Source organism: Actinoplanes sp. SE50/110 (assembly GCF_900119315.1).
Taxonomy (GTDB): Bacteria; Actinomycetota; Actinomycetes; order Mycobacteriales; family Micromonosporaceae; genus Actinoplanes.
Window position 1 is genome coordinate 1,999,426 of record NZ_LT827010.1, and the last position, 20,447, is coordinate 2,019,872.

At 71.5% G+C, this 20,447-nt stretch carries 23 protein-coding genes; 14 read left to right on the plus strand and 9 right to left on the minus strand.

Annotated elements, in window-relative coordinates:
- Positions 1 to 4 precede the first annotated feature (4 nt).
- The 4 genes from ACSP50_RS08955 (at position 5) to ACSP50_RS08970 (ending at position 3,425) form a co-directional block, all read left to right on the plus strand.
- Complete coding sequence (locus tag ACSP50_RS08955; protein WP_014688845.1) at positions 5 to 1,234, plus strand: cysteine desulfurase; 1,230 nt, start codon at positions 5 to 7, stop codon at positions 1,232 to 1,234.
- The gene (gene sufU / locus ACSP50_RS08960; RefSeq protein ID WP_014688846.1) at positions 1,234 to 1,689 is read left to right on the plus strand and encodes a Fe-S cluster assembly sulfur transfer protein SufU; all 456 of its coding nucleotides are present in this window, start codon (positions 1,234 to 1,236) and stop codon (positions 1,687 to 1,689) included. Before ACSP50_RS08955 ends, sufU begins: the two co-directional genes overlap by 1 nt.
- 320 nt (positions 1,690 to 2,009) lie before the next feature.
- Positions 2,010 to 2,483: a metal-sulfur cluster assembly factor gene (locus ACSP50_RS08965; RefSeq protein ID WP_063714051.1), complete on the plus strand. Its 474-nt coding sequence runs from the start codon at positions 2,010 to 2,012 to the stop codon at positions 2,481 to 2,483.
- A 195-nt stretch (positions 2,484 to 2,678) separates the two neighbouring features.
- Complete coding sequence (locus ACSP50_RS08970; RefSeq protein WP_014688848.1) at positions 2,679 to 3,425, plus strand: maleylpyruvate isomerase family mycothiol-dependent enzyme; 747 nt, start codon at positions 2,679 to 2,681, stop codon at positions 3,423 to 3,425.
- 204 nt (positions 3,426 to 3,629) lie between these two features.
- Here ACSP50_RS08970 and ACSP50_RS08975 read toward each other — a convergent pair whose 3' ends face one another.
- Positions 3,630 to 3,890 (minus strand): hypothetical protein, encoded by a 261-nt coding sequence (locus ACSP50_RS08975; RefSeq protein WP_014688849.1) that lies wholly within the window; start codon positions 3,888 to 3,890, stop codon positions 3,630 to 3,632.
- Positions 3,869 to 4,531 (minus strand): hypothetical protein, encoded by a 663-nt coding sequence (locus tag ACSP50_RS08980; RefSeq protein WP_014688850.1) that lies wholly within the window; start codon positions 4,529 to 4,531, stop codon positions 3,869 to 3,871. The genes ACSP50_RS08975 and ACSP50_RS08980 overlap by 22 nt, the downstream gene beginning before the upstream one ends.
- Positions 4,532 to 4,642: 111 nt before the next feature.
- On the opposite strand from ACSP50_RS08980, the gene ACSP50_RS08985 reads away from it, so the two are divergent.
- Entirely contained in the window at positions 4,643 to 5,488 is an 846-nt protein-coding gene (locus ACSP50_RS08985) for an alpha/beta fold hydrolase (protein WP_014688851.1), read from the plus strand.
- Positions 5,489 to 5,527: 39 nt separating this feature from the next.
- On the opposite strand, the gene ACSP50_RS08990 is transcribed toward ACSP50_RS08985, so the two are convergent.
- The gene (locus tag ACSP50_RS08990) at positions 5,528 to 6,130 is read right to left on the minus strand and encodes a LysE family transporter (RefSeq protein WP_014688852.1); all 603 of its coding nucleotides are present in this window, start codon (positions 6,128 to 6,130) and stop codon (positions 5,528 to 5,530) included.
- Between the two features lie 255 nt (positions 6,131 to 6,385).
- Between ACSP50_RS08990 and ACSP50_RS08995 the strand changes: the two genes are divergently transcribed.
- A complete protein-coding gene (locus tag ACSP50_RS08995) occupies positions 6,386 to 7,081 on the plus strand; it encodes a histidine phosphatase family protein (protein WP_014688853.1) in 696 nt (231 codons plus the stop codon).
- A gap of 110 nt (positions 7,082 to 7,191) precedes the next feature.
- Positions 7,192 to 8,454, plus strand: a complete 1,263-nt coding sequence (locus ACSP50_RS09000; protein WP_231956888.1) for an MFS transporter — start codon at positions 7,192 to 7,194, stop codon at positions 8,452 to 8,454.
- A 200-nt stretch (positions 8,455 to 8,654) separates the two neighbouring features.
- On the opposite strand, the gene ACSP50_RS09005 is transcribed toward ACSP50_RS09000, so the two are convergent.
- Positions 8,655 to 9,332 (minus strand): DNA alkylation repair protein, encoded by a 678-nt coding sequence (locus ACSP50_RS09005; protein ID WP_014688855.1) that lies wholly within the window; start codon positions 9,330 to 9,332, stop codon positions 8,655 to 8,657.
- 309 nt (positions 9,333 to 9,641) lie between these two features.
- On the opposite strand from ACSP50_RS09005, the gene ACSP50_RS09010 reads away from it, so the two are divergent.
- Positions 9,642 to 10,274 (plus strand): acVLRF1 family peptidyl-tRNA hydrolase, encoded by a 633-nt coding sequence (locus tag ACSP50_RS09010; RefSeq protein ID WP_014688856.1) that lies wholly within the window; start codon positions 9,642 to 9,644, stop codon positions 10,272 to 10,274.
- Between the two features lie 155 nt (positions 10,275 to 10,429).
- Here ACSP50_RS09010 and ACSP50_RS09015 read toward each other — a convergent pair whose 3' ends face one another.
- Entirely contained in the window at positions 10,430 to 11,365 is a 936-nt protein-coding gene (locus tag ACSP50_RS09015) for a neutral zinc metallopeptidase (RefSeq protein ID WP_014688857.1), read from the minus strand.
- 177 nt (positions 11,366 to 11,542) lie between these two features.
- Between ACSP50_RS09015 and ACSP50_RS09020 the strand changes: the two genes are divergently transcribed.
- The 4 genes from ACSP50_RS09020 (at position 11,543) to ACSP50_RS09035 (ending at position 16,570) form a co-directional block, all read left to right on the plus strand.
- On the plus strand, positions 11,543 to 13,147 hold the full coding sequence (locus ACSP50_RS09020; RefSeq protein ID WP_014688858.1) for an ABC-F family ATP-binding cassette domain-containing protein: 1,605 nt from the start codon (positions 11,543 to 11,545) through the stop codon (positions 13,145 to 13,147).
- Positions 13,148 to 13,576: 429 nt separating this feature from the next.
- The gene (locus ACSP50_RS09025; RefSeq protein WP_014441759.1) at positions 13,577 to 13,804 is read left to right on the plus strand and encodes a helix-turn-helix domain-containing protein; all 228 of its coding nucleotides are present in this window, start codon (positions 13,577 to 13,579) and stop codon (positions 13,802 to 13,804) included.
- Positions 13,801 to 14,580 (plus strand): enoyl-CoA hydratase/isomerase family protein, encoded by a 780-nt coding sequence (locus tag ACSP50_RS09030; RefSeq protein WP_014688859.1) that lies wholly within the window; start codon positions 13,801 to 13,803, stop codon positions 14,578 to 14,580. The genes ACSP50_RS09025 and ACSP50_RS09030 overlap by 4 nt, the downstream gene beginning before the upstream one ends.
- A 67-nt stretch (positions 14,581 to 14,647) precedes the next feature.
- A complete protein-coding gene (locus tag ACSP50_RS09035; RefSeq protein ID WP_014688860.1) occupies positions 14,648 to 16,570 on the plus strand; it encodes an ABC transporter ATP-binding protein in 1,923 nt (640 codons plus the stop codon).
- On the opposite strand, the gene mug is transcribed toward ACSP50_RS09035, so the two are convergent.
- Genes mug through ACSP50_RS09050 form a run of 3 tightly spaced genes read right to left on the minus strand, consistent with a single transcriptional unit; the run spans position 16,567 to position 18,578 of the window.
- Positions 16,567 to 17,052, minus strand: coding sequence for a G/U mismatch-specific DNA glycosylase (gene mug / locus ACSP50_RS09040; protein ID WP_231956889.1), 486 nt, complete (start codon positions 17,050 to 17,052; stop codon positions 16,567 to 16,569). The two genes, ACSP50_RS09035 and mug, sit on opposite strands and share 4 nt — an antisense overlap.
- A gap of 5 nt (positions 17,053 to 17,057) precedes the next feature.
- On the minus strand, positions 17,058 to 17,819 hold the full coding sequence (locus ACSP50_RS09045; RefSeq protein WP_014688862.1) for an SDR family oxidoreductase: 762 nt from the start codon (positions 17,817 to 17,819) through the stop codon (positions 17,058 to 17,060).
- Positions 17,820 to 17,834: 15 nt separating this feature from the next.
- Positions 17,835 to 18,578 carry a helix-turn-helix domain-containing protein gene (locus tag ACSP50_RS09050; protein WP_014688863.1) on the minus strand — a complete coding sequence of 248 codons (744 nt, stop codon included), beginning with the start codon at positions 18,576 to 18,578 and terminating at the stop codon, positions 17,835 to 17,837.
- A 116-nt stretch (positions 18,579 to 18,694) separates the two neighbouring features.
- Between ACSP50_RS09050 and ACSP50_RS09055 the strand changes: the two genes are divergently transcribed.
- Entirely contained in the window at positions 18,695 to 19,057 is a 363-nt protein-coding gene (locus ACSP50_RS09055; RefSeq protein WP_014688864.1) for a nuclear transport factor 2 family protein, read from the plus strand.
- Here the strand turns inward: ACSP50_RS09055 and ACSP50_RS09060 are convergent.
- A complete protein-coding gene (locus ACSP50_RS09060) occupies positions 19,054 to 19,632 on the minus strand; it encodes a TetR/AcrR family transcriptional regulator (protein WP_014688865.1) in 579 nt (192 codons plus the stop codon). The genes ACSP50_RS09055 and ACSP50_RS09060 overlap by 4 nt on opposite strands.
- Positions 19,633 to 19,786: 154 nt before the next feature.
- Here ACSP50_RS09060 and ACSP50_RS09065 point away from each other — a divergent pair, with 154 nt between their 5' ends.
- Entirely contained in the window at positions 19,787 to 20,437 is a 651-nt protein-coding gene (locus tag ACSP50_RS09065; RefSeq protein WP_014688866.1) for an HAD family hydrolase, read from the plus strand.
- The last annotated feature ends 10 nt before the right edge of the window (positions 20,438 to 20,447 follow it).

Sequence of the window (20,447 nt, forward strand, 5' to 3'; positions counted from 1 at the left end):
CTCGATGAGCTACGACGTCGCGCGGGTGCGCAAAGACTTCCCGATCTTCGAGCGGGAGGTGAACGGCCACCCGCTGGTCTACCTGGACAGCGCCAACACCTCGCAGAAGCCGGTGCAGGTGCTCGACGTCATGCGCGCGCACCAGGAGCGGCACAACGGCAACGTGTCCCGCTCGGTGCACACGCTCGGCACCGAGTCGACCGAGATGTACGAGGGCGCCCGCGCCAGGATCGCGTCGTTCATCGGCGCGGGCACGCCCGACGAGGTGATCTTCACCAAGAACTCCACCGAGGCGATCAACCTGGTCGCGCACGCGGCCGGCTCGTTCCTGCGGCTGGGCCCCGGTGACGAGATCGTCATCTCCGAGATGGAGCACCACTCCAACCTGGTGCCGTGGCAGCTGCTCTGCGAGCGGACCGGCGCCACGCTGCGCTGGTTCGGCATCACCGACGAGGGCCGGCTCGACGAGTCCGAGCTGGACGCGCTGGTCAATGAGCGCACCAAGCTCGTCTCGGTCGTGCACATGTCCAACGTGCTCGGCACGATCAACGACGTGACCCGGCTCGTCGAGCGGGCCCGGCAGGTCGGCGCGCTGGTCATGCTGGACGCGTCCCAGTCGGTGCCGCACCTGCCGATCGACGTGCGGGCGCTCGGCGTCGACTTCATCGCGTTCACCGGGCACAAGATGCTCGGCCCGACCGGGATCGGCGTGCTCTGGGGCAGGTTCGACCTGCTCGCGCAGATGCCGCCGTTCCTGGCCGGCGGCTCGATGATCGAGACGGTCACGATGGCGAAGACGACGTACGCGCCGCCGCCCGCCCGGTTCGAGGCCGGCACGCCCCCGATCACCGAGGCGATCGGGCTGGGCGCCGCCGTCGACTACCTGACCGCGCTGGGGATGGACAACATCCACCGGCACGAGCAGGACATCACGGCGTACGCGTTGGAACAGCTCGGATCGGTCCCGGGGGTCCGGATCTTCGGCCCCGCGTCTCCGGTGGGACGCGGCGGCACCGTGTCGTTCGGCGTCGACGGGGTGCACCCGCACGACGTCGGGCAGGTCCTGGACGCGCTCGGCGTCGAGGTGCGGGTCGGGCACCACTGCGCGCGGCCGGTGTGCGTGCGCTTCGCGGTGCCGGCGATGACCCGGGCCTCGTTCTACCTCTACACGACCACGGAGGAGATCGACGCCCTGGCGCGCGGTCTCGACCAGGTGCGGAAGGTGTTCGGCTGATGCTGCTCGACGCGCTGTACCAGGACATCATCCTGGACCACTACAAGCACCCGCATGGGCGTGGGCTGCGGGATCCTTTCGATGGCGAGGCGCATCACGTCAATCCGACGTGCGGCGACGAGATCACCGTCCGGGTCAGTTCCGACTTCTCGGATATCTCCTACGACGGGTTGGGTTGCTCGATCAGCCAGGCGTCCGCCTCGGTGCTGCACGAGCTGCTGCAGGGCAAGGACGCGGCGACCGTCGCCGAGATCCACCACGCGTTCGTCGAGCTGATGCAGAGCCGTGGCGCCATCGAACCCGACGAGGACGTGCTCGGCGACGGGATCGCCTTCGCGGGCGTCGCGAAGTTTCCGGCCCGGGTCAAATGTGCCCTGCTGCCGTGGATGGCATTCAAGGACGCGGCGGTACGGGCCGGCGTCGAGGTGGGCGCGAGCCCGGAGGTGAAGGCATGAGCGATACCGAATCCGTTCAGACCGTGGCCCACGGCCACGCCCACCACGACCACGATGGTCACGGGCACGAGGGCCACAACCACGGGGATCACGGCCACGACCACGGGCATGACCACGCCGCCGGTGGTCCCGGGCACGACCACGGGCACGACCACGGGCATGGGCATTCGCACGCGGCCGAGGGGGACACCGCGCGGACCGTGGCGTCGGCTCCGGCCGGCGTGACGTCGGCCGCTGACGACGAGGTTCCGGCGTGGCTGGCGCAGGAGCGGGCCGCTGCGGCCGCCTCCGGCGAGCCGGTCGAGGTCCCGGCTGCCGGCGTGTCGGCCGGGGCCGCCGCCGGCGATTCGGCCAACGGTGACTCGGCGAACGGTGACTCGGCTGCCGGTGACCCGGTCGCCGGTGTCGCGGTCGCCGGTGTCGCGGTCGCCGGTGTCGCGGTCGCCGGTGAGAAGGCGGCGCCCGGGAAGAAGGCCTCGGTCGACGACGTCGAAGAGGCGATGAAGGACGTCGTCGACCCCGAGCTGGGGATCAACGTCGTCGACCTGGGCCTGGTCTACGGCGTGCACGTCGACGACGACAACGTGGTCACCCTGGACATGACGCTGACCTCGGCGGCCTGCCCGCTGACCGACGTGATCGAGGACCAGACCCGCCAGGCGCTGACCACCGGCCCGGGTGGCGGCCTGGTCCAGGACTTCCGGATCAACTGGGTGTGGCTGCCGCCGTGGGGCCCCGACAAGATCACCGACGACGGCCGCGAGCAGCTGCGCGCCCTCGGCTTCAACGTCTGACACCGACACGACGAAGGCGGTGCCCCGGATTCGGGGTGCCGCCTTTCGTCGTGGTGAGGGTCTACCGGCGGATGGCGAAGTAGCGACGTGGTGATGATCGGTGGAAGGTTTCCGGCGGATGGCGAAGTCGCGACGTTTCAGGGTGAATATGCCATTTCTGGAGGGACGCGGCGTTTCCGGTGGTAGAAACCGGGGATGACTCCGACTCCGCCCTTCTCCGAGCTTGTCACGCTGGTCGAGGAGCGTTCCGCGGCGCTGCGGGAGGCGGCCGCCGCCGCGCCGGACATGGGAGCCCGGGTGCCGGGCTGCCCGGACTGGTCGCTGCGTGATCTGGTCGCGCACCTCGGCGAGGTGCAGCGTTTCTGGGCGCTGGTGGTGACCGAGGCGGACCCGTCCGGGCCGCCGCCCCGGGAGCGGTACGGCAGCACGTTCCCGCAGAGCGACCTGCTGGAGTGGTTGGGCGAGTCGACCCGGCTGCTCGGGGCCGCCCTGCGCGCCGCCGGGCCGGACACGCCGTGCTGGGCGTGGTGGCCGGTCGAGGCGGCGCCGCACACGGTGGCCGCGGTGGCCCGGCATCAGGTGCAGGAGGCCGCGGTGCACGCCTTCGACGCGATGGAGGCGCTCGGCAAGGCGGAACCACTGCCGGCCGCGATCGCCGTCGACGGGGTCAGCGAGTTCCTGGCGACCGGCCTCGGTTCGCGCGGCGCCTGGCCGCACCGCCCGGCCCGGGTCCAGTACCAGGCCGTCGAAGGCCCCTCCTGGACCCTCGACCTGTCCCCGGCCGGCGCCACCGCCGACCCGGCGGCCAGCGGCGAACCCGTCACCCGTGTCCATGGCACCGCCAGCGACCTGGTCCTGCACCTCTACCGCCGCATCCCGCTGGACGCCGTCCGCATCGACGGCGACCGCGAGGTCGCCACCCAAATCAACGCCTGGTCGTAGTCCCAACGCCACCGACCCGGCGGCCCGGCCACCCGCGGGCACGTCGGCCCGGGCATGGCGGGCCCCGGCGCCTCCGCCCGCGGTTCCTCCGAGCAACCTCGCTTCCCGGTTGATCACGGGTCGTGCCTGTCCGCCCGGCGCCGCGGTGCGCTCCCGGGGCGGCACGCCGCCGTCCGGGATCCGGGCGCCGCGGAACGCGGATCATCAGGCGGCGTGCCGCGCGGCCCGCTCGTAGGTCGCGATCGCGGACTCGGTGACCGCGCCGGGTGCCGGCCCGGCGCCGGGGGAGCGCTCGACGGCGCGGGCGATGCCGCGCATCAGGGTCAGCGCCGGCCCGGTGCCGGGGGAGCGCTCGACGGCGCGGGCGATGCCGCGCATCAGGGTCAGCGCCGGCCCGGTGCCGGGGGAGTGCTCGACGGCGCGGGCGATGCCGCGCATCAGGGTCAGCGCCGGCTCGGCGTCCACGAGGTGTCGACCGGCTCCTCCCGGGGCAGCCAGCCGTCGTCGATCCGCAGGTTGTCGTCGTGCACCACGTATTCCTGCTCGACCGAGACGATGTCGTGGCCGGCGTCCCGCAGCGCGGCGACCAGGCGGTCCAGCCGCGAGGTGGCCGACGCCAGCCCGACGCGATGGCAGCGCTGGTTGACGAAGCGGATCTCGGCGCCGTCGGCGGAACGCTTCAGGGCGTTGCGGGACAGCCGCGCCCCGTGCGGCTCGACGAGGTCGGTCAGCGCGATCAGATCGGCCATCCCGGGTGGGAGGCGCAGCTTCAGATGGTGCTCGAAATAGCGGTAGGCGGGCTGGTCGGCGGCGGCCTCGTCGTGCTGCGGCACCCCGTCGGTCCACGGCGACGCCTCGATTTTCACCCGGGTGGGGGTGATCCCGGCCTCGCGCAGCCGCCGGCACCACTGGTGGGCGACGTCGAGCCGGTCGGCGAGACCACCGCTGCCGCGCAGGGTGAGCATCGGCTGCGAGGTCGTCACGCCGCGATCCAGCTCGATGTGCAGGAACGTGAGGCCGTGCTCGGCGGCGAACGCGGCCAGCGCCGCCACCTGCCCGGCCCCGGCGGTCAGGTGGGTCTCGAAGTCACCGGTGAACGCAACCACGGTCGTGAGCCTAGACCGGCCCACCGACAATTCCGCGCGATCGACGGTCCCGGCGGGGGGACGGGCGCGGCGGGTCCCCAGTGGATCGACGTTCGCGCATAGGATTTCCGGGTGGACACCTTCATCGCCCCCGACGGTCTCCGGCTGGCCCTGCACCGCGCCGGCTCCGGCGACCCGCTGGTCTGCCTCCCCGGCGGCCCCATGCAGGCCTCCACCTATCTCGGCGACCTCGGCGGCCTGTCCGCCCACCGTCTGCTGCTCATCCCGGATCTGCGCGGCACCGGCGACTCGCCGCCGCCGGACGATCCGGACACCTACCGCTGCGACCGTCAGGTGCCCGACATCGAGGCGCTGCGCCAGCGGGTCCGCCTGGAGCGTTTCGACCTGCTGGGCCACTCGGCCGGCGCGAGTCTGGCGCTGCTCTACGCTGTCGCGCACCCCGACCGCGTACGCCGGCTGATCCTCGTCAATCCGAGCCCCCGGGCGGTCTCGCTGGAGATCAGCGACCTGGACCGGCGGCGGGTCGCCGAGGAGCGGCGCGCGGAGCCGTGGTTCCCGGAGGCGTTCGCCGCCCTGGAACGGATCCAGACCGGTCAGGCCACCGCTGCCGACGGCCGGGCGCTGGCCCCGTTCATCTACGGCCGCTGGGATGCCGGGACGCAGGCCTATTCGGCCCGCGAGGCCGATCAGAAGAACCGGGTCGCGGCCGCGGCCTACAACGCCGAGGGCGCTTTCGACCCCGCGGCCGTACGGGCCGGGCTCGCCGCCCTGCAAGCCTCTGTGCTGCTGATCTCCGGGGAGATGGACCTGCAGCTGCCGCCGAAGTCAGCCGCCGAGTACGCCGGCCTGTTCCCGCACGCCGAGTTGGCGATGGTGCCGGGCGGCGGTCATTTCGCGTGGCTCGACGATCCCGACTGGTTCACCCAGAAGGTCGCCGGATTCCTCCGCGGCGCCTGACCTTTCGCGGTCAGACGGTGGCCGCCGCCCGGGCGCGCCTCAGGTACTCGTCAGCAGCCGGACGGCGAGCACGGCGATCACCACGCTGGACGACAGGGCGGTGATCAACCGGCCGCGCGGCCCGGTGAGCAGCCGCCCGATCAGCGAGCCGCCGCCGGCGATCAGCAGTTGCCAGCTCGCCGAGGCCAGGAACGCGCCGAGCACGAACCACGGCCCGCCGCCGGCGCCGCCGTCGGCCAGCACCAGCGCCGCGAAATAGATCACGGTCGCCGGGTTCAACAGGGTCAAACCCAGGATTGCGGCGTACGCGCGCAGCGGCGTCGTGGGGCGCTCATCGCGGGCCCCGGTGCTCGGGTGGCGGATCGCGCCCCACGCCGTCCAGCCCGCCAGTGCCAGCAGGACCAGCGCGCCGAGCCAGCGCAGCGGACCGGCGATCGGGGCGATCACCCCGGCCACCGCCGCGCCCCCGGCGACCGCGACGCACGCGTACACCCCGTCCGCGGTGGCCGCGCCGAGGCCGGCGGCCGCGCCGACCCGCAGCGAGGTGCGGGCACTGAGCCCGGCGATGAGGGCACCGATCGCGCCGACCGGCACCGCGATCCCGTATCCGGCGACGACGCCGGCCAGGAACGGGGCGCTCATGACCGCTGGCCGGGCACCGCCGTTCCGTGCCGGGCCGGCTGCTGTCGCGCGGGCCGGACGTCGGCGGCGACAGGGATGGCGGGGAAGGCTCTCAGCACGGTCACGGCGTCATCATGCGACCCGCCAGGCCCGCCGGGCCAGCGATTTTCCGCCCGGCGAGCCGGTTGCCGCCAGGCCGGCGGGGCACCCGGGTGCCCAGGGTCGCCTACCCCGGGCTTCTTCCCGGCGACGGTGTGTCACGGTTAGGGTCCGATCATGGGTGTGGTCGCCGAACTGATCCTGATCCGGCACGGGCAGAGCCTGGCCAACGTGCTCTTCCCGCAGGCCGACGAGGGGGAACTGCTGGAGATCGCGCTGAGCGGGCCGGACGCCGAGGTGCCGCTCACCGAGCGGGGCGAGGCGCAGGCCCGGGCGGTCGGTGCCTGGCTGGCCGGGCAGCCGGCGGACGCCCGTCCCGAGGTGGTGGTGACCTCGCCGTATCTGCGGGCCCGGGAGACCTGGCGGATCGCGGCGCGAGCGGCGGGCGTGGCGCTGCCGGAACCGCGTACCGACGATCGTCTCGTCGATCGTCTGCTCGGAGATCTGGAGATGCTGACCCGGGCCGCGGTGGCCGCCCGGTTCCCCGGGGAGGCGGCGCGGCTGGCCGAGGCCGGCCCGTGGGAGTACTGCCCGCCCGGCGGGGAGTCGTTCGCGGACATCCGGGTGCGGCTGACGTCGTTCCTGGATGATCTGCACCGTGCGCACGCCGGCCGGCGCGTGCTCGTGGTGGCGCACGACGCGGTGGTGCTGATGACCCGCGCCGTCATCGAGGATCTGGACTGGGAAGAGCTGGCCGCGGTGGAGAAGTCCGCGGGCGCGGTGCGCAACGCGTCGATCACCCGGTTCACCGACGACGGTGGAACCCTCCGGCTCGACCGGTACAACGTGATCGACCACCTCCCACCGGCCTGACTCTTGGACAACATATCGACCTGTGTCTTCCAAAGGCCGCTTTGCACGGATAGGTTGGTTCGATGCCCGCAGGTCGTCGTACAGTGGCGAACCCGGAGAAGGAACCGAGGGTGAGGCGAGGACTGGCCGGCCTGCTCGCCGCTGAGGCGATCTCCCTGCTCGGCAGCCGGATCACCTTCGTGGCGCTGCCCTGGCTGGTGCTGACCAGCACCGGGTCGGCGCTGCTCGCCGGTGTCGCCGGCTTCGCCGAGATGCTGCCGTACGTGCTGGCCGGGCTGCTCGGCGGCCCGATCGTGGACCGGGCCGGACCGCGTCCCACCGCGGTCGCCGCCGACGTGGCCAGCATGATCGCGGTCATCGGCATCCCGGTCCTCTACGCCACCGGGGCGGTGCCGTACCACACGCTGCTCGTCCTGATCGCCGTGGCCGGGGCGCTGCGCGGCTTCGGCGACACGGCCAAACGGGCGCTGCTGCCCCGGGTGATCGCGGCCGCCGGGCTGAGCACCGAACGCGGCACCACGCTGTACGACGGGATCAGCCGGGTCGCCACGCTGCTCGGGCTGCCGCTGGCCGGGCTGCTGGTGGCGGCGGCCGGCCCGGCCCGGGTGCTGCTCGCCGACGCCGCCTCGTTCGGCGCCTGCGCCCTGCTGATCACACTGTTCGTCCGGGCCGGCTCGACCGGCCAGCCGCCCGCCGACGACGAGGAGGGCGGGTACGCGGCGGCGCTGCGCTGCGGATTCCGCCATGTGCGACAGGATCGGCTGATCATCGGGATCATGTCGATGCTGTTCGTGACGAACCTCTTCGACCAGGCGTACGCCACGGTTTTCGTCCCGGTCTGGGTCCGCGAGGGCCCGCACGGGCCGGCCGCGCTCGGCGTGCTGGGCAGCGCCTTCGGGATCGGGGCGGTGGCCGGCAACATCCTCTGGACGATCGTCGGTCCCCGGCTGCCGCGCCGCTCCACCTTCGCCGTCTGCTTCCTGCTCGGCGGGCCGGCGCAACTGTTCGCCCTGTCGCTGAGCGACCGTCTGTGGCCGGTCCTGGCGATCGCCGCGCTGGCCGGGACACTGATGGCGTCGATCAATCCGATCCTGCTGGCCGCCGTCTACGAACGGGTGCCGGTCCGGATGCAGGGCCGGGTGATGAGCGTGCTGATCGCCTTCTCCTGGGCCGGCATCCCGCTCGGCGGCGTGCTCGGCGGCTGGGCCGCCGACGACCTCGGCCTGCGCACCGGGGCGCTGCTCGCCGGCATCGGATATCTGCTGGTCACGCTCGCCCCGTTCGTCTCCTCGGCGTGGCACGCGCTGGACGAGCACCGGGCGCCCGGCCGGGTTGCCGAGCGCGGCGAGCCGTCACTGACGTCTGCGGGATGAATCTTATCGGCGACGCGATGAGCGTCGGATCGGTTGTTCGATGAGCCTCATCGGCGACGCGATGAGCGTCGGATCGGTTGTTCGATGAGCCTCATCGGCGACGCGATGAGCGTCGGATCGGTTGTTCGATGAGCCTCATCGGCGACACGATGAGCGCCGGACCGGTCGTTCGATGAGCCTCGCACACGGGCCGGCTGAACCTACAGGTGCTTGGCGGCCTCCCGGAGGGAGAGCGGCGACAGGCGCGCGGCGTGGGCGGTCAGGTAGGCCCGCACCGCTTGGGGGTCAGTGCGGGCGTAGTGCCGCAGCGCCCAGCCGATCGCCTTGCGGACGAAGAAATCCGGGTGGCCGGCCTGCCGGGTGCAGTAGTCGAAGAGCCGGTCGGTGTCCGTCGCCGCGCCGTAGTGCAGCTGGTGCAGGATCGCGGTGCGGATCAGCCACAGATCGTCGGCGGCCGACCAGTCGTCCATCCGGCGGCACAGCTCGGGATGTCGGCGGACCAGGCCGCCGGTGAAGTGGGTGGCGAGCGGGTCGACCGTGTCCCACCACGATTTCGTGGTGATCAGCTCCTCGGCGAGGGCGAGGGAACCCGGGCTGGTGGCCGGCAGGCCGGCGGTTAGGAAGTCGCAGGCGAACTGCTGGAACTCCCGCTCGTCGCGAGCCCAGCAGGCCCGGGCGATGTCAACCAGGACCGCCTCGTCGGGGCGGGGCAGGCCGGCCAGGACGGCGCGGGCGGCGGCACGGCGGGCAGTCGCGCTCAGGCCGAGGAACCGGAACTGATCGCGCATGTAGGCCGCCATCGCCGGGGCCCGCACCGGGTCGCGGGCCGCCTCGAAAGCCGTGGTCAGCCGCGCCATCACCACCTCGGTCAAGCTCATGCCCGGATCCTGCCACCGGGGTCCGACAAAAAACCACGACCGCGCCGCGGGGCGGGGCCGGCCCGGATCCTGCCACTGGGTCCGACGAGAATGGCGACCGCGCTGCGGCGCGGGGCCGGATCCTGCCACTGGGCCCGATGAGAATGGTGACCGCGCTGCGGCGCGGGGCCGGATCCTGCCACTGGACCCGATGAGAATGGCGACCGCGCTGCGGCGCGGGGCCGGATCGTGCCATCGGGATCCGAGTAGAACGGTGACCCTGCCGCGGGGCGGGAGCGGGCCGGATGCGGCCGCCGTAGGGTGGCGAGAATGGGTGAACGGCCGGCCGCCGGTGGCGGGAAATGGGTGGATGTGGCGCCCGAGCGGGTGGGGCGCTGGCTGGAGAACTTCGGTACCCGGCACGGGCCGTACCGGGAAATCGGCTTGACCTTGATCGCCGCCGACGGGGCCGAAGCGTCGCTGCACGCCCCGCCCGGCGTGGGGGAGCCGGCGACGGTGGCCGAGCTGACCGCCGCCGCCCTGGCGCCGCGCCGGTTCGGGTTGCTGCTGGCGCGTAAGGGGGCGGTCGCGGCCGGGGTGGTGGACGGCGGCGAGCTGGTGATGTCCAAGGTGGACACGCACTATGTGCAAGGCCGGACAGCGGCCGGTGGCTGGTCGCAGCAGCGTTTCGCGCGCCGGCGGGACAATCAGGCCAAAGCGGCCGCCGCGGACGGTGCCGGGATCGTCGGACGCATCCTCCTGCCCGAGGTGCGTACGCTGACGGCCCTGGTCACCGGCGGCGACCGGGCCGCCGTGGAGGCGATCCTCGCCGACCGGGTCCTGGCCCCGCTGGCCGCGCTGCGGGCCGGCCGCCTGCTGGACGTCCCGGAGCCGCGCCACGCCGTGCTGGTCTCGGCGATCGCGATGGCCCGCGCGGTCCCGATCCTGATCCGTGAGCCCTGACCGCCCCGGACCCTCCCGCGGGAACGGCTCCGGTCGCCCGGGTTCCGCGACGGGCGGCGGCTCCGGTCGCCCGGGTTCCGCGACAGGGAACGGCTCCGGCCGCCGTCCCGCGCCAGGTGCGGGTCGGCGGCCGGATGTCCGGAGCGCGGCGGCGGTCAGTCGCCCTCGTTGACCGCCCCCGGCGCGAACGTGTCGCACTTCGTCGGGTCGCCCGAGTCGTAGCCGGTGCGGAACCACTTCTGCCGGTCGGCGGACGTCCCGTGGGTGAACTCGGCCGGGTTGACCGTGCCGCCGCCGCGCTTCTGCAGGGTGTCGTCGCCGATCTGCCCGGCGGTCTGGATGCCCTGCTGGATGTCCGAGTCGGTGAGGCTCGTGAACACCTTGTTCCCCTTGGCGTCGGCGGTCCCGGTCGCGCCCTTGGCCCACGCCCCGGCGTAGCAGTCGGCCTGCAGTTCGAGCCGCACCGACTGCAGGTTCGCCTGGCTCTTGTCGGCGTTCTGCGCCTGCCGCATCTTGGCCTCGGTGCCCAGCAGGTCCTGCACGTGGTGGCCGTATTCGTGGGCCAGCACGTACGGCTGCGCGAACTCGCCCGGCGCGCCGAGCTCCTTGGCCAGCTGGTCGTAGAACGTCAGGTCGATGTAGACGTGGTTGTCGGCCGGGCAGTAGAACGGCCCGACGCCCGAGTCGGCGGCGCCGCAGCCGGTGTTCACCCGGCTCCGGAAGATCGTGGTGTTGACCTTCTCGTACTGCTTGCCGAAGGCCTGCGGCATCTCGGTGGCCCAGTATGCCTGGATCGAATTGATGTAGAGCACGTTGCGGCAGTCGAGCTTCTGGAGCTTGTCGGACTGCTTGCACTCATTTCTGATCTTGGTGTTGTCGGCCTTGGAGGAGCCTCCGCCGCCGCCGCCGCCCAGGTTGTTGACCCCGAAGTAACCGCCGACCACCAGCAGGATCACGGTGATGATGATGCCGGTGAGTCCGCCGCCGCCGATCGGGATCGGCAGGCCGCCGAAGCCGCCACCGCCACCGCCGGATCCGCGCACGTCCTCGACCTGACTGGTGTCGATCTCGGCGTTCTCGTTCAGCTCCATCTCGTCCCCACTTCGCCAAGGTTGCCGGGCGAGTACCCGATGATCTTGCGACTTAATCGGCTGCCGGGTGTCAGCGGGGGGCGGGTACTATTGCCGCGTGCTGCTCCGCGAAGGCTGACCTGCCGATTCAAGTTGCGCCCCGAGTCAGCCCGATCCCCGAGAGCGAGATAAGACTTCATGATCACCGCCACCGGACTGGAACTTCGCGCCGGAGCACGGATCCTGCTGTCCCCGACCACCCTACGGGTTCAGCCCGGCGACCGGATCGGCCTGGTCGGCCGTAACGGCGCGGGCAAGACCACCACGCTGAAGGTGCTGGCCGGCGAGGGCATCCCCTACGCCGGTCAGGTGGAGCGGACCAGCGAGATCGGCTACCTGCCGCAGGACCCGCGCACCGGTGACCTGAACGTGACCGGCCGCGACCGGGTGCTCTCCGCCCGCGGGCTGGACAGCATCCTGGCCGAGATGCAGAAGCTCGAGGTCCAGCTGGAGGAGAGCTCGGAGGAGAAGCTGGTCCGGCGCTACGGCCAGCTGGAGGACCAGTTCTCCGCGCTCGGTGGCTACGGCGCCGAGGCCGAGGCCGCCCGGATCTGTGCCAACCTGGGGCTGCCCGACCGCGCGCTGGCCCAGACGATCGGCACCCTCTCCGGCGGTCAGCGCCGCCGGATCGAGCTGGCCCGCATCCTGTTCGCCAACTCCGGGCAGAACGGCAAGGGCATCCTGCTGCTCGACGAGCCGACCAACCACCTCGACCAGGACTCGATCGCCTGGCTGCGCGGCTACATGGCGCAGCACAAGGGCGGCCTGATCGTGATCAGCCACGACGTCGAGCTGCTCGACGCCGCGGTCAACAAGGTGTGGTATCTGGACGCCAACCGCGCGGTCGTCGACATGTACAACATGGGCTGGAAGACGTATCTGGAGGCCCGCGAGACCGACGAGCGCCGCCGCCGCCGTGAGCGCGCCAACGCGGAGAAGAAGGCCGGCGCCCTGATGGCCCAGGCCGACAAGATGCGTGCCAAGGCCACCAAGACGGTCGCCGCGCAGAACATGGCCAAGCGCGCCGAGAAACTGCTCGGTGGCCTGGAGGAGGTGCGCAGCTCCGACAAGGTGGCGAAGGTGCGGTTCCCCAGCCCGGCCCCGTGCGGCAAGACCCCGCTGACCGGGCACGGCCTGTCGAAGTCGTACGGCTCGCTGGAGATCTTCGCCGATGTCGACGTGGCCGTGGACCGCGGCTCGCGGGTCGCCATCCTGGGTCTCAACGGTGCCGGCAAGACCACTCTGCTGCGGATCCTGGGCGGCATGCTGCAGTCCGACACCGGTGAGGTGCGCGCCGGGCACGGCCTGCGGCTGGGCTACTACGCCCAGGAGCACGAGACGCTGGACGTGGACCGCACGATCCTGGACCACATGCGCAGCGCCGGTTCGGAGCAGACCGACACCGAGCTCCGCAAGATCCTGGGCGCGTTCCTCTTCTCGGGTGACGACGTCGACAAGCCGGCCGGCGTGCTCTCCGGCGGGGAGAAGACCCGGCTGGCGCTGGCCACCCTGGTCTGTTCCGGGGCGAACGTGCTGCTGCTCGACGAGCCGACGAACAACCTCGACCCGGTCAGCCGGGAGCAGGTGCTCGACGCGATCGCCAACTACCCGGGCGCGATCGTGCTGGTCACCCACGATGCCGGCTGCGTGCAGGCGCTGAAGCCGGACCGGGCGATCCTGCTGCCCGACGGCGACGAGGACGCCTGGAGCGACGATCTGCTGGAGCTCGTCGAGCTCGCCTGAGCCGGTCCGGAGATCCAGGATCATCGGCATCGTCAGTTGTCAACTGGCGCTCACACAGACAGTGCGATGTTCGGGCGTTTGCGGGCAGGTCGGACTTGAGCCCGTACGCGCCCGCCGTCCCTTACCACCCCCGGACAGCCGGTGCGCAGCGTGTCCGGGCGGTCTCGGACGGTGCTGCCTCGATCACCTGTTTCCGCAGGTGATCGATGGTCTTGGAGAGCCTTCCGGGTCGGCCGGGGCGGGCCGGAATGGCACGGGGAGCAACGGCCGGCAAACGGTCTGACATTGATGCTGGTGGTAACCGTCAAGTTCCTGACAGTAATAAATGGGCACGTTCCTCGACGCGAGATGCCTGGCGCATGATCGTTGGAGGTTGTGTAATAGGTGGGACCGTATCTGACCGCACTGTCTGCGACGTGAGGATTCAAGATGGCAGCCACTGGCACAGCTACCAGTACTGAGAAGGGTCGTCGAATCGTCGGTAGCGAGCGGCAGTCGCTCGCCAAGGACCTGGTGAAGCGTTACACCTCGGGCGAGAGCATCCGGGCGCTTGCCGCTTCCACCGGCCGTTCCTATGGATTCGTCCACCGCGTGCTCACCGAATCCGGTGTGCAGTTGCGCCAGCGTGGCGGCGCCCGCCGCCGCAAGAAGGCGTGACGGCGGACAACGCCGCCGGCGAGGTCGGCGTCCGTTACGAACAGGACGGGCCGGTCGCGACGGTAACGTTGTGCCGGCCCGACGTTCTCAATGCACAGACCCCGGCCATGTGGTCGGAGCTGAGCGACATTTCCCGGAAATTGCCTGGCGACGTCCGCGTCGTCATTGTGCGAGCCGAAGGCCGCGCGTTTTCCGCCGGCCTGGATCTGTCGGTCGCCCGCGGCGACGGCGATTCTTCACTGGCTCGTCTGGCGCAGTTGTCCGCCACCGACTGCGCGGATCGGATAGCCGGCTTCCAGACCGCGTTCACGTGGTTGCGAAGTCCGTCCATCGTGTCCATCGCCGCCGTTCAGGGCCATGCGATCGGCGCCGGGTTCCAGCTTGCGCTGAACTGCGACATGCGGGTGCTCGCCGACGACGCACGGTTCTCCATGGCGGAGGTCACCCTCGGCCTGGTGCCCGACCTGGGTGGGACGAAACGGCTCACCGAGCTGGTCGGCCCGTCCCGGGCACTGGAGATCTGTGTGACCGGCCGGCGGATCCCGGCGGACGAGGCCGACCGGGTCGGCCTCGCCACCGCGGTGGTGCCGCGTGCCGACCTGGACGCGGCGGTCGCCGATCTGGCCGCCGCCGTCCTGGCCGGCGACCGGAACGCGGTGGCCGAGATCAAGGGCCTGCTGGCCGGTGCCTCCGGGCGGAGCTATCCGGAGCAGGACCGGGCCGAACGGGAGGCACAGACCCGCCGGCTCGCCGAACTCTCCGGACGCGGGGAGTAAGGAATAGCGGCCCCACCTCCCGGGTTGTCGTAGTCGCCGCGACGCCCGGGAGGTGCGGAACTTGAGTATGACCAGCTGGAACATGCTGCGATCGATCCAGAGTGCCGACAAGGTGGCGAAACACCAGATCAAGCCGGGCACCAGCCGGCGGATCCTGCGCTTCGCCGAGCCGTACCGGCGCGACATCGCGGTCTTCCTGGTGGCCGTGGTCTTCGACGCGGTGATCGGGGTGGCCACCCCGCTGCTGGCCGGCAACGTGATCAACGCGATCACCCGCGGTGGTCCCGCGGCGTCCGTCACGGTGATCCGGATCGCCCTGTTCATCGCCGGCCTGGCGATCGCCGACGCGCTGCTCTCCCTCGCCCAGCGCTGGTATTCGGCGCGGATCGGCGAGGGCGTCATCCTCAGCCTGCGCACCCGCGTGTACGACCACGTACAGCGGATGCCGTTGCAGTTCTTCACCCGCACCCAGACCGGTGCGCTGGTCAGCCGGCTCAACAACGACGTGGTCGGCGCGCAACGGGCGTTCACCTCGACCATCTCCGGGGTGCTCAGCAACGTCATCCAGCTGGTGCTGACCGCGGTGGTGATGGTCAGTCTGTCCTGGCCGATCACCGTGCTGTCCCTGGCTCTGCTGCCGGCGTTCATCATCCCGGCCCGCCGGGTGGGCAAGCGGCTCGCCGAGATCACCCGCGAGTCGTACAACCTCGACGCCAAGATGAACGCCACGATGACCGAACGCTTCAACGTCTCCGGGGCGCTGCTGGTCAAACTGTTCGGCCGCCCGGACACGGAAGCCGCCAAGTTCGGCGAACGCGCCGCCAGGGTCCGCGACATCGGCGTACAGCAGGCCATGTTCTCCCGCACCTTCTTCGTCGCCATGCTGCTGGTCGCGTCGCTGGCGCAGGCCCTGACGTACGGGCTGGGCGGCTGGCTCGCGGTCCGCGGCGACGTCTCGGCCGGCACCGTGGTGACCCTGGCGCTGCTGCTCACCCGGCTGTACGGGCCGCTGACCGCGCTCAGCAACGTGCGGGTCGACGTGATGAGCGCGCTGGTCTCCTTCGACCGGGTGTTCGAGGTGCTCGACCTGGCGCCGGGCATCGCCGAGAAGCCCGACGCCACCCCCATCCCGGCCGGGGCCGGCCGGATCGAGTTCCGCGACGTCCGGTTCCGCTACCCCAGCGCGGCCGAGGTGTCCCTGGCCACCCTGGAGGACGTGGCCACCCTGGACCGCACCGAGAACACCCCGGTGCTGCACGGCGTCGACTTCACCGTCGAACCCGGACAGTTGGTCGCCCTGGTCGGTCCGTCCGGCGCCGGCAAATCCACCACCTCCATGCTGGTGTCCCGGGTGTACGACGTGACCGGCGGTGCCGTCCTGGTCGGCGACGTCGACGTCCGCGACGCCACCCTCGACTCGCTGCGCGACACGGTCGGGGTGGTCACCCAGGACTCGCACCTGTTCCACGAGACGATCGCCGAGAATCTGCGGTACGCCCGGCCGGACGCCACCGAGGAGCAGATGTGGGCGGCCCTGGCCGGGGCGCAGGTCGGTGACCTGGTCCGCGGCCTGCCCGACGGTCTGGACACGGTGGTGGGGGAGCGCGGCTACCGCTTCTCCGGCGGCGAGAAGCAGCGCATCGCGATCGCCCGGCTGCTGCTCAAACAGCCGTCGATCGTGATCCTCGACGAGGCCACCGCCCATCTCGACAGCGAGTCCGAGGCGGCCGTGCAGCGGGCCCTGTCCACCGCCTTGAGGGGGCGGACCGCGCTGGTCATCGCCCACCGGCTCTCCACGATCCGGGAAGCCGACCTGATCGTCGTCCTCGACCAGGGGCGGGTCGTCGAACGCGGCACCCACGAACAGTTGGTGAACGCGGGCGGCCTCTACGCCGACCTGTACCGCACCCAGTTCGCGGGGGCCTCGGCCACCTACCCGGAGGAGGACATCGAGATCGTCACCGTCCCGGCCGGCACGGTCGAACCCTAGAAGGCGGCTTCGCGCAGGGCGGTGAACTCGCGGATCAGGTCGGGGAGCTGGAAGTGGGCGTTCAGGCCGCTCGGGTTCGGCAGGACCCAGACCGGGACGCCGCCGAGCAGGTCCGGCTGGCGGCCGATCCGTGCGCGGGGGCGGGCGAAGGCGGCACGATACGCCGTCACCCCCAGCACGGCGAGGAAACTCGGGTGCTCACGGCGTACCAGATCGGTGAGAACCTGACCACCGGCGGTCAGTTCGTCGCGGGACAGCTCGTCCGCGCGGGCCGTAGGCCGCGCGACGACGTTGGTGATGCCCAGGCCCAGCGCGGGCAGCAGATGCTGCTCCGACGGGTGCAGGAGCCGGTCGGTGAAACCGGCGCCGTGCAACGTCGGCCAGAAACGGTTGCCGGGGCGGGCGAAATGGTGACCGGTCTCGGCCGAATACAGGCTGGGGTTGATGCCGGAGAACAGCACCCGCAGGCCGGGACCGAGCACGTCGCTCACAGTGTCCGCAGCGCACCCCCGTCGACCGGCACCGCGATCCCGGTGAGGTAGCTCGCCGCCGGGGAGAGCAGGAACGCGGCCACCCGGCCGAACTCGGCGGGCTCGCCCAGCCGGCCCAGCGGCACCGACGCGGCCGCCTCCGCCGCCGCGGTCGCCGCATCGCCGGTGGCCTGGAACAACTCCCGGTTGCGGTCGGTCATGATCCGGCCCGGCAGCAGGCTCAGCACCCGCACCCCGCGCGGGGCGAACTCGTCGGCCATGTCCTTGGCCACCATCGCCAGGCCCGGCCGCAGCCCGTTCGACAGACCCAGACCGGTCAGCGGCGACTTCACCGAGGTGGACAGCACCAGGCCGATCGCGCCGCCCTCGGGCAGCGCCGCCGCGAACGTGCGGGCGGCCCGCACCGAACCCAGGAACACCGTCTCGAACCCGGCCGTCCACTGCTCGTCGGTCAGCCCGGCGGCGGTGCCGCGCATCGGACCGCCCACCGAGATCAGCGCGCCGTCCAGCCGGCCGTATCGCTCCGAGGTCACATCGACCAGCTCGCGAGGCGTGCCCGGATCGGCCAGGTCGGCGGTCACCCCGACGGCGTGCTCCGGCCCGCCGAGCCCGGCGACCGCGTCCGCGACATTCCGCTCGTCCCGCGAGGAGATCACCACCCGGGCGCCGTCGGCGACCAGCGCCTGCGCGGTGGCGAAACCCAGCCCCCGCGAGGCGCCGGTGAGAATGAAGACGCGACCAGCCAGCCCGAGATCCATGCGCCCCATTCTCGCCTATTCACGCAGCGCGGTCGCGGTCGCGGCGTCCGCCGGCAGGAACGCCTCGATGGCCAGCTCCGACAGGGTCACGTCGCGGGGCGTGCCGAGCACCGCGGTGATGCTGAAGAAGTTCAGCCCGGCATACCGCAACGGGACCACCACGCCGACCGGCTCGCCGGTCAGCTCGCCACCCGGATAGCCGGCCAGTTCGGCACGCAGCCCGCGCAGCACCGGATCACCGGTCGCGGCGGCCTGCCGGTCCAGGCGGTGCAGCAGATGCGTCCGCCATTCGGCGAGATTCTCGATCCTCGGCGCCAGACCGTCCGGGTGCAGCGCCAGACGCAGCACGTTCACCGGCGGCTCCAGCAGCTCGGGGGCGCAGTCGCGGGTGAAGCGGTCGATCGCGGCGTTCGCGTCGACCATCGTCCAGTGTCGATCGACCAGCACCGCCGGGCACGGCCCGTGCCCGGCCAGCACCTGCCGCAGCCCGTCGAGGACCACCGCCAGCGGCGGGCCGTCCAGGTCCGACTCGGTGAAGGCCGGCGCGAAACCGCCGGCCAGCAGCAACTCGTTGCGATGGCGCAGCGGTACGTCGAGCTCCTCCGCCAGACGCAGGATCATCTCCCGGGTCGGCCGGGAGCGCCCGGTCTCCACGAAGGACAGGTGGCGGGCGGAGACACCGGCCCGGCCGGACAGGTCGAGTTGACTCAGGCGGCGCTCGTCCCGCCACGTCCGCAACAACTGCCCGACCGCGCTCATGGTGGTCAGGTTATGCGGCGGACTGCGGAGGGGGCATTACCCCGGAGGTAATCGCCGGGATTACCGGACGGCGGCAGGCTGAGTCCCGTCAGACACCACGACGGAGGGAAACGACGATGAGTGACTTCGACACCATGGTCGAGCGGTACCTGGCGATCTGGAACGAGACCGACGCCGACGCCCGCCGGGCCGCGATCACGGACGTCTTCGCCGAGGACGTCAGCTATGTGGACCCGATCGCGGCGGTCCGCGGGCAGGACGAGCTGAGCGGGCTGATCGGGGCGGTGCACCAGCAGTTCCCGGGGCTCGTGTTCAGCCTCGGCGGGGCGGTGGACGCGCACCACGAGCAGGGCCGGTTCACCTGGCACCTGGGGCAGCCGGGACAGGAGCCGCTGGTCATCGGCTTCGACGTGGCGGTGCTGGACGGCTCCGGGCGGATCGCGCAGGTGTTCGGATTCCTGGACAAGGTCCCGGCTTAGTGCCGGCGGACGGCGTCCTCCACCAGGTCCAGCACCCGCGCCAGGTCGCCCGGCGGGCGGCCGGTGGCCAGGTGGAGGACGAGGCCGTCATAGGCCAGCTCCAGGAACTGGGTGAGCACCTCGACCGGCACGTCCTGGCGCAGCACCCCGGCCTCCCGCTGGCGCTGCAACCGCTCGTGGGTGGCGTCGGCGATCGCGGCCGCCCGCTGCGCCCACCTTGTGGCGAACGCCGGGTCGGTGCGCAGCCGGTGGGACACCTCCAGCTGGGTGCCGAGCCAGCCGGCCGTGTCGCCGTCGCTGGTGCCGGCCCGGTCGAGCAGGTCGCGCATCACCTGGACGAGACCGTTGCGGGTGACGGTCTCGGCCATGGTGACCGCGTCATCCTCGGCAACCGCCAGGAACAGCGACTCCTTGTCACGAAAATGGTGGAAAATCGCGCCGCGGGACATGCCCGTCGCCTCCTCCAGGCGGCGGACGGTGGCCCCCTCGTAGCCGAACCGCGCGAAACAGCCGCGCGCCGCCGTGAGGATCTCGTGGCGGCGGGCGTCGAGCTGGTCCTGGCTTACCCTGGGCACGCCGCTGATCGTGTCATGGTGGCCCGCACTCTTGCAATCCGTACGTACGGCTTCCTAAACCACGATCGGATGATGCGAATAACGTCAAGCGTTAGGCGCTTTGTTTACAGTCCTGGACTGTTCGCTGCGGTCGTCGCTCACGTAAGGTGCGCGGGTGCCTCTAGTCTTCCTCGCCCTGGACGACACCCTGCTCGACCGCAGCGGTGCGTTCCGGCTGTGGGCGAAAGGCTTCCTCGACGAGATCGGCGCCTCGCAAGACGATCTTGACTGGCTGGTCGCCGTGGACGCGGACGGCCTCACCTCCCGGTGGGACCTCGCCGACCAGATCCTCGACCGCTACCAGCTCCGGGTCCCCGCCATCGACCTCGTCGACGAACTCCACGAAGGCCCGCTCACCTACGAACGCCTCGACCCGATGGTCGGCTGCGCCCTGGAGATCGCCGCCGACGCCGGCCTCGTCCCGGTCGTCGTCACCAACGGGACCACCGACCAGTGCGAAGGCCGCATCCGCCGCACCGGCCTCGACCGCTATGTCGCCGATTGGGTGATTTCTGAGCAGGCCGGGGTGAGCAAACCCAACCCGCGGATCTTCGCCCTCGCCGCCCAGCGCGTCCGCATGCGCCTCGCCGGCGCATGGGTCCTCGGCGACAGCCCGGAAGCCGACATCGGCGGCGCCGCGGCTCTCGGGCTGCCCAGCGTGTGGCTGCATCGGGGGCGCGAATGGATGGACACACGCTTCGCTCCGACCCGCACGGTGGGCAACGTCATCCAGGGAATCTCGGCGATCATGGCGACGCGCTCCTGATCAGGGTGGT